The 6,303-nt window shown below is 57.6% G+C and carries 8 protein-coding genes; 2 read left to right on the forward strand and 6 right to left on the reverse strand.

The genetic code is table 11. From position 1 onward, the window contains the following. Position 1 precedes the first annotated feature (1 nt). From EXR70_15920 to EXR70_15935, 4 genes are all read right to left on the reverse strand, one after another. A complete protein-coding gene (locus EXR70_15920) occupies positions 2-889 on the reverse strand; it encodes a 2-pyrone-4,6-dicarboxylate hydrolase (GenBank protein MSP39976.1) in 888 nt (295 codons plus the stop codon). Between the two features lie 133 nt (positions 890-1,022). Further along, complete coding sequence (locus tag EXR70_15925; GenBank protein ID MSP39977.1) at positions 1,023-1,856, reverse strand: alpha/beta fold hydrolase; 834 nt, start codon at positions 1,854-1,856, stop codon at positions 1,023-1,025. Positions 1,857-1,860: 4 nt separating this feature from the next. Continuing rightward, a complete protein-coding gene (locus EXR70_15930) occupies positions 1,861-2,694 on the reverse strand; it encodes an alpha/beta hydrolase (GenBank protein ID MSP39978.1) in 834 nt (277 codons plus the stop codon). Between the two features lie 25 nt (positions 2,695-2,719). After that, positions 2,720-3,580, reverse strand: coding sequence for an alpha/beta hydrolase (locus EXR70_15935; GenBank protein MSP39979.1), 861 nt, complete (start codon positions 3,578-3,580; stop codon positions 2,720-2,722). Positions 3,581-3,913: 333 nt separating this feature from the next. On the opposite strand from EXR70_15935, the gene EXR70_15940 reads away from it, so the two are divergent. Then, positions 3,914-4,144 carry an XRE family transcriptional regulator gene (locus tag EXR70_15940; protein MSP39980.1) on the forward strand — a complete coding sequence of 77 codons (231 nt, stop codon included), beginning with the start codon at positions 3,914-3,916 and terminating at the stop codon, positions 4,142-4,144. Then, positions 4,125-4,391 (forward strand): hypothetical protein, encoded by a 267-nt coding sequence (locus tag EXR70_15945; GenBank protein MSP39981.1) that lies wholly within the window; start codon positions 4,125-4,127, stop codon positions 4,389-4,391. The genes EXR70_15940 and EXR70_15945 overlap by 20 nt, the downstream gene beginning before the upstream one ends. Positions 4,392-4,492: 101 nt before the next feature. Here EXR70_15945 and EXR70_15950 read toward each other — a convergent pair whose 3' ends face one another. Then, positions 4,493-5,455: an ABC transporter substrate-binding protein gene (locus EXR70_15950; GenBank protein MSP39982.1), complete on the reverse strand. Its 963-nt coding sequence runs from the start codon at positions 5,453-5,455 to the stop codon at positions 4,493-4,495. Positions 5,456-5,482: 27 nt separating this feature from the next. Beyond that, on the reverse strand, positions 5,483-6,303 hold an 821-nt coding region (locus EXR70_15955; GenBank protein MSP39983.1), incomplete at its 5' end, for an ornithine cyclodeaminase family protein.

Consider the following 6,303-nt stretch of genomic DNA (forward strand, 5'->3'; position numbering starts at 1 on the left):
TTTAAAAACCGTAGAGCCGCGCCGGATTGTCGACCAGGATGTTTTTTCGAATCGCTTCGTCGGGAGCGAACGTCGCGAGCAAATCCACCAGGTCGCCGTCGTTCGGGGTGTGGCCGGGCATGAAATTATTCGAGTGCGGCCAGTCGGTGCCCCAAATGATGCGATCCGGCGCCGCTGCGATAACCGCCTGCGCATAGGGAGTCACTTCGACAAATGGCAAACCGTAATAGGAATTCACATTCGTCTCGCAGATCTTGTCCGCGCCGCTGACTTTGGTCCAGACATGTTTGAGTTTCATTAGATCGAGAAGTAGCTGGAAGCCGGTCTGTTGCAAGCCTTCGGCCGGTTTGACGCGCGCGATGTGATTGACGATGACAGGAATCGGCGCCGTGCGAATGCGCTTTTCCTGCTCGATAAGATTTTTCATATCGATGTGCAAGTCTAGCGACCAGCCGAGCTCGACGATGTTTTCGATGCAGCGGTCGAGCACGTCGAGCTTGACATTGCCCCGCGGCCGGTCGAGCAAGTTGAAGCGCACGCCGCGGATGCCGCCGTCGTGCAAGCGCTGCAATTCATCTCTCGGCGTTTTGTCGTCAATGCGGCCGACGCCGCGAAACTTGCCTTGGGAATTTTTAATCGCGTCGAGCGTCGCCGAGTTGTCCAGCCCATGCACGCTCGGCTGCACGACGACAGCGCGCTCGATGCCGATGACCGCGAGCATTTTCTTGTAATGCTCCAGCGGCGCCGCCGGCGGCGTGTACTCATGGGTGGATACGTAGGGAAAAACTTCCGGCGGGCCGAACACGTGAAAGTGCGTGTCGCAGGCGTTGGCCGGCGGCGTGAATTTGGGCTGGCGCGTGTTCGGATCGGGCGGATAGCAGTAGGGCATGATGGGAATCTTTTTAACGTAGCGATGATGCGATGTCTACGGGTGGGCGGTCGCGACCCGCCCCTGCGGTGAAAATCCTGGATGCCGGCCTGCGCCGGCATGACGGATTAATAAATTGTTGGCGGCCAAGCTGCTAAACGGTGTGGCGCGTCACCCAATCGCGGATCACCGCGTTGGTTTCTTCCGGTGCTTGCCAGAAAAAGCCGTGGGACTGGCCTTCGAGTATTTGCAATTCGGCGCCCGGGATGCGGTTCTTCAAGGCTTCGGCTTGGAGCAAGTGATTGCTGCGGGCTTTGTCGTTATTGCCGATGAGCACGAGCGTTGGAACTTGGATATCGCCCAAGCGGTGCGTCGCTTCCCAGTTGTGGCGGGCGATGCTCAGGTGGATGTATTCCGACAAGTTGGCGTGCGTCGCTCTGGCTAGCTTGAAGAATTCTTCGATGCGCTCGGGATGGCGGTCGCGAAAATCTTTGGTGAAGAAAACCTCGGACTCGCAGTATTCGGCGCGCAGAAATTTCTCGAAGCCTTTTTCGACCATGCCGAGCAGCAGCCAGTGCGGCAAGCCGGGCACGCAGTCCGGTCCGGGGCGCGTGACTAAGCCGGAGCCGCTGGCCGCCATGATCAAGCTTTTCACCCGGCCGGGGAAATTAAGCGCCATGGTGAGCGCGACGCGGCCGCCCATGGAGTGGCCGAGCAAGTGTACTTTAGCGATGTGCAAATGATCGAGCAGCGAGACGGCGTCGTTGGCCATCTGTTCGATCGAATAAACTTGCTGCGCGACCGTGGTGCGCGGACAGCCGCGCGGATCGTGCAGAATCATTTGCATTGACTTCGATAAGGCCGGCACTTGATAAGGTTTCCACACTTCGCCGGAAAACGCCGTGGAGGGAAACAGCAGGAGCGCTTCGCCCGCGCCGTGGATTTCGTAGTAGAGCTTCGCGCCCGTCGGCAGATCAGCGTGCGGCATGGAATTACTTCGCGCTGTGCTGCTTCACCCAGTCGGCGATCGTTCGATTGGTATCTTCCGGCGCTTGCCAGAAAAATCCGTGGGATTGGCCTTTGAGCAATTTTAGCTCGGCACCGGCGATGCGATTTTTGACCGCCTCGGCTTGGGCCAAGTGATTGCTGCGGCCGGAATCGTTGTCACCGATCAAAATCAGCGTCGGCACTTTGACGTCGCCCAAGCGGTGCGTCGCCTCCCAGTTGTGGCGCGCGATGATCAAATGAATGTACTCGGAGAGTTTGGCGTGGGTCGGCCATACTTGTTGGAAAAACGCTTCGACGGTCGTGGGATTTTTCTTGCGGTAGTCGTCGGTGAAAAACGCACTGGTGTCGCAGTATTCTTCGCGCAGCGCTTTCTCAAAACCTTTTTCGACCATGCGAATTACCAGCCAGTGCGGCAGGCCGGGAACGCAGTCAGGACCTGGACGCGGCACTTGGCCCGAGCCGCTGGCCGCCATAATCAAGCTTTTCACTCTGCCGGGAAAGTTGAGCGCCATCTCCAGCGCGATGCGCCCGCCCATGGAATGGCCGCAGAGATGGGCCGAGGGGATTTTCAAATGATCGAGCAGAGCGACGATGTCGTTGGCCATCTGATTGATCGTGTAAACCTGCTGCGTCGCTACCGAGCGGCCGCAACCGCGCGGATCGTGAATGATCAAGTTTGTCGACTGCGCCAGCGGCAACTGCGACGGCTTCCACGCTTCCGCGGAAAATCCGGTGGACGGAATCAGCACCAGCGGCTCGCCTTGGCCGTGGGTTTCGAAATACATGTTCACGCCTGACGGTAAGTTGATGTTCGGCATAGCAGTTCCTTTTTTTGAATTGCGATTACAGTTTCATCTGCTGGATCATCGCCTGGGTCAACGGGTTGGAGTCATCGAGCAGTTTCTCCGACATCGTATAATGGTTGGCGCTGGGGACGACGAGATATTCGGCGTTCACGCCCTGCTGTTTAACGTAGTTGAAATAATCTTCCGACATCTGCTGCCAGCCCTTCGGTTCCGCGCCGCCGACGGCGACGACCAACGGGCATTTCACTTTTGGCGGATTCAAGAACGGACTGTTGAGTTTGGCGATCTCCGGCGTCATGTGCACTTGCTGCTGCACGCTGATCTTCATCACCATGTCGAGATCGAAGACGCCGGAGGTCGCCACCGCGCCTTTGATGCAGTCTTGCGCTAGACCCTCTTTCGTCCAGTCATTGGCCAGCGCCAACGCGGTCAGATGACCGCCCGCCGAGTGACCGGAGATAAAAACGCGCGACGGATCGCCGCTATAGCGCGTGATGTTTTTACAAACCCAAGCGATGGCGGCGCGGGTTTGGCGGACGATGTCGCTGACTGTGACTTGCGGACAAAGATCATATTCGACGAGCACGACTGTCGCGCCACGCTTAGTGAAAGTCGGCACGAAGTTGCAGTTGTCCTCCTTGCTGCCGCTGCGCCAGTAACCGCCATGAATGTAGATCAGCACCGGCCCGCCAGCTTTGTCAGCGGCGTAGATATCGAGCATCTCGCGCGGCGAGCTACCGTACGAAACATTGAGCCAAGACTTTGCCGTGTCGCGGACTTTCTTCGCCTGCGCGGCCCGTACCTTCGCGAGCTCTGGAAATTCCGGCACCGACTCACGCGGGTTGTACTGATATTCCATCTCGTTGGGGCGAAAACCTTTGTAAAGTTGATCGATCATGGTTGGTTGTCCTTTTGAATTGTTATTCGAGACCACCTTGTCAGTACCGACACTAGTGGAAAGGTTGTTTCGATGTCAACGCTTCTGAAAGCTACATAGTGTTTCAGTTTTTAAATCCTATGTATGGGCGACCCCCTGTGGTCGCCCGTTCCGGAGGGCAGACACGGGGGTCTGCCCCTACATCGACTTTCTGTTTTTATTCGTAGGTCGAATGTGTGCTTCATTGCTTCGTCCAGAAGTCAGAACGAACGCCATTGCATGAACGCGAGATCGCTCCGGTTCGGATGAAGGAGACAAAGAAAGCAAACTCGTGATCCACTGATCAAGAAGCTGATGCGCCGTCAAGGCGTGTGCTCAGAAGTCGAAGGGATCGAGCGAGAAGAAGGTACTCCGGTAAACGCTTTGCTCAAAGCGCGTCAACAGGCTGGTCTCTCCCAGGCGCAGATCGCTGCGCGCATGGGAACCCACGCTCCTGCCGTTGCCCGCTTGGAGCGTGCACTGGCGACCGGCAAGCACTCGCGTTCCAACGCCACTGTCCTCGGCAATGACCCAGGAGTTTTTTGAAACCTTGGGCGCCGAGTTGTCCTTGGCCCGAGGCCGTCGCCCGATAGACAATGCGCTGACCGAACGGCTCTATGGGTCAATCAAAAAGGAGGAGATTTATCTGGTGGAAAACTATCCCGATGAGATCTCGGCCAAAGAAGAGATCGGCCGTTACATCCAGAGCTATCACCAAACCCGGCCGCATCAGTCGCTGATGAATTTTACTCCGGCCCATGTCCATGAGGTCAATAACAAGAGCCGCCGTTAGACGAGCTCAAACAGATTAAGCGCACCACCCGAGAGAAACGAAAAGCTGATTGGACCGAACGCCAAAAAAACCGCAAACCGTGGATTTTCTTTACGCAGGATTCACAGCCCGCTTTTTTCAATCTCATTGAGTAGCGAAGAGTCGACAAACTCCGCGGGTCTCGCCAGTTTCGCTTTGGGATCGGTGAGGGCGAGAAAATCGAGAGTCGATTGAATGCCGGGCAAGGTCGGATGGGGAATTTCGCGGAACACCGAAATGGCGGCGCTGTAGGTTTGATCGAGTATTTCCTGATCGTTGGTGCGAAAGTACTTGCTGAAAACTTTTAGCGTAAAGGGTTTGTCGGCTTTGATGCGCCGCATCGCCGCGCCGTAGGCTTTCAGGGTCTTGACCGCGGTCTCACGATTTTTAGCCAAGTAGCGTCGCGTCGTCGATAGCGTCGTATGCTGGAACGAAATGCCTAGCTTGGGCAAGAACGCGAGTTCGCGAAATCCCGCTTTGATGGCGTTGATATTGGTGGGCGGTGAAACCATGCCGGCGTGCACCGCGCCGGTTTGCATGGCGGTCAAGATTTCCGGGATGCCGCGGACTTGGAGAATCACCGCATCGGTTTCGGCTTTGAGGCCCCACTTAGTCAAGGCCAAGCGCAGAGCGATATCCGACGCGGAGCCAAAGGTGGTGATGCCAAATTTTTTGCCGCGCAGATCCTGCGGCTTTTCGATGGATGGTACGGTCATCAGCGAAAAGAGCGGCTCGTTGACCAGTCCGGCGATGATCACGGCATCGCCGCCGCCGAGTTTGGCACTGACGATGGGCACGGAAAAAACTTGGGCGAAGGCCACGTCGCCGCCGAGCAACGCCGCCACCGTCTGCGGTCCGCCGCGGATCATGATCAGCTCCGGTTGCAAATTTTGCCGCGCGAAATAACCGCCCTCGACGGCCATCAGTCCAGGCACATGGGCGACGCTGACGGCGCCGATGGCGATGCGCAGAGATTGCGCGGCGCTCGGTGCGGCGTTGAGGAGCAGGAGGCTAACGATGATGGTAAAGATTCGCGATGGTGACACTGGGTGGGTTCTCCTCGTCGGTTGGGTTTAGGGATGGACATCCTGGGTGAACCACTCGGTGGGCAACTCACGGCCGAGTTTGCGCGCGCAGGCTTCGTCGTAGACCCGTTTGGCGACGGCGCAAAATTGCAAACCTTGCCCGACGTTGTTGACGAAGGCGGTGGTCTGCCGGTCGTTTTCCCGGCCCTGAGCTTTGCCGATAAATAGATTGGGAAGTTCTTGCAGCCGCTCCCAAGACGATCCTTGGCGGTTTTGCCACCAACCGCCGTCGGCTTCCGGGGTTTTGACAGAGTCGAGTTTCACCGTTTGCGGTCGCGTGTTGATGGGATTTTTCGAGAACATGAAGACCCGGTCGACGGCGTCTAAAAACGGTTGATCCATTTCTTGCACCTTCACGGCGCTATAGTGGACGCCGGGGCGCAACCATTCTTTTCGGTGCACCGGTTCCATGGAGTTGGTGCCGGTGACGACGATGTCGGCGTCCTTAACCGCGGTCTCGGCCGAGTCGACGTCGACCAGCTTGGCTTTTACCCGGCTTTGTAACTCGCGGCAAAACTTTTCTCGATTGGCTGGGTTGGGACTGAATACCTTGACGGTCTCGATGGGCCGCACCGCGCAATGGGCCATGAGCTGGCCGCCGGCTTGCCAGCCGGTGCCGAGTAGCGCCATCACCCGCGCATCCGCGCGCGCCAGGTAACGGGCCGCCAATCCGTTGGTGGCGCCGACGCGCAGCCGTGAAATATAGCCGTCGGGGGAGATCATCAGAGGTTCGCCGGTGCTCATGCTGTAGAGGATCAGCATGCCGGTCCAACGGCCGGTGCTGGAGGGCAAGCGATCGCGTCTGACGT

Source organism: Deltaproteobacteria bacterium (genome assembly GCA_009692615.1).
In the GTDB taxonomy this organism is placed as follows: domain Bacteria; phylum Desulfobacterota; class Binatia; order UBA9968; family UBA9968; genus DP-20.

Excerpts from the sequence above, each read along its gene's own strand:
- EXR70_15935 (MSP39979.1), bottom strand. The coding sequence starts at position 3,580 with ATGATCGATCAACTTTACAAAGGTTTTCGCCCCAACGAGATGGAATAT.
- EXR70_15930 (MSP39978.1), bottom strand. The coding sequence starts at position 2,694 with ATGCCGAACATCAACTTACCGTCAGGCGTGAACATGTATTTCGAAACC.
- EXR70_15925 (MSP39977.1), bottom strand. The coding sequence starts at position 1,856 with ATGCCGCACGCTGATCTGCCGACGGGCGCGAAGCTCTACTACGAAATC.
- EXR70_15920 (MSP39976.1), bottom strand. The coding sequence starts at position 889 with ATGCCCTACTGCTATCCGCCCGATCCGAACACGCGCCAGCCCAAATTC.
- EXR70_15940 (MSP39980.1), top strand. The coding sequence starts at position 3,914 with ATGCGCCGTCAAGGCGTGTGCTCAGAAGTCGAAGGGATCGAGCGAGAA.
- EXR70_15945 (MSP39981.1), top strand. The coding sequence starts at position 4,125 with ATGACCCAGGAGTTTTTTGAAACCTTGGGCGCCGAGTTGTCCTTGGCC.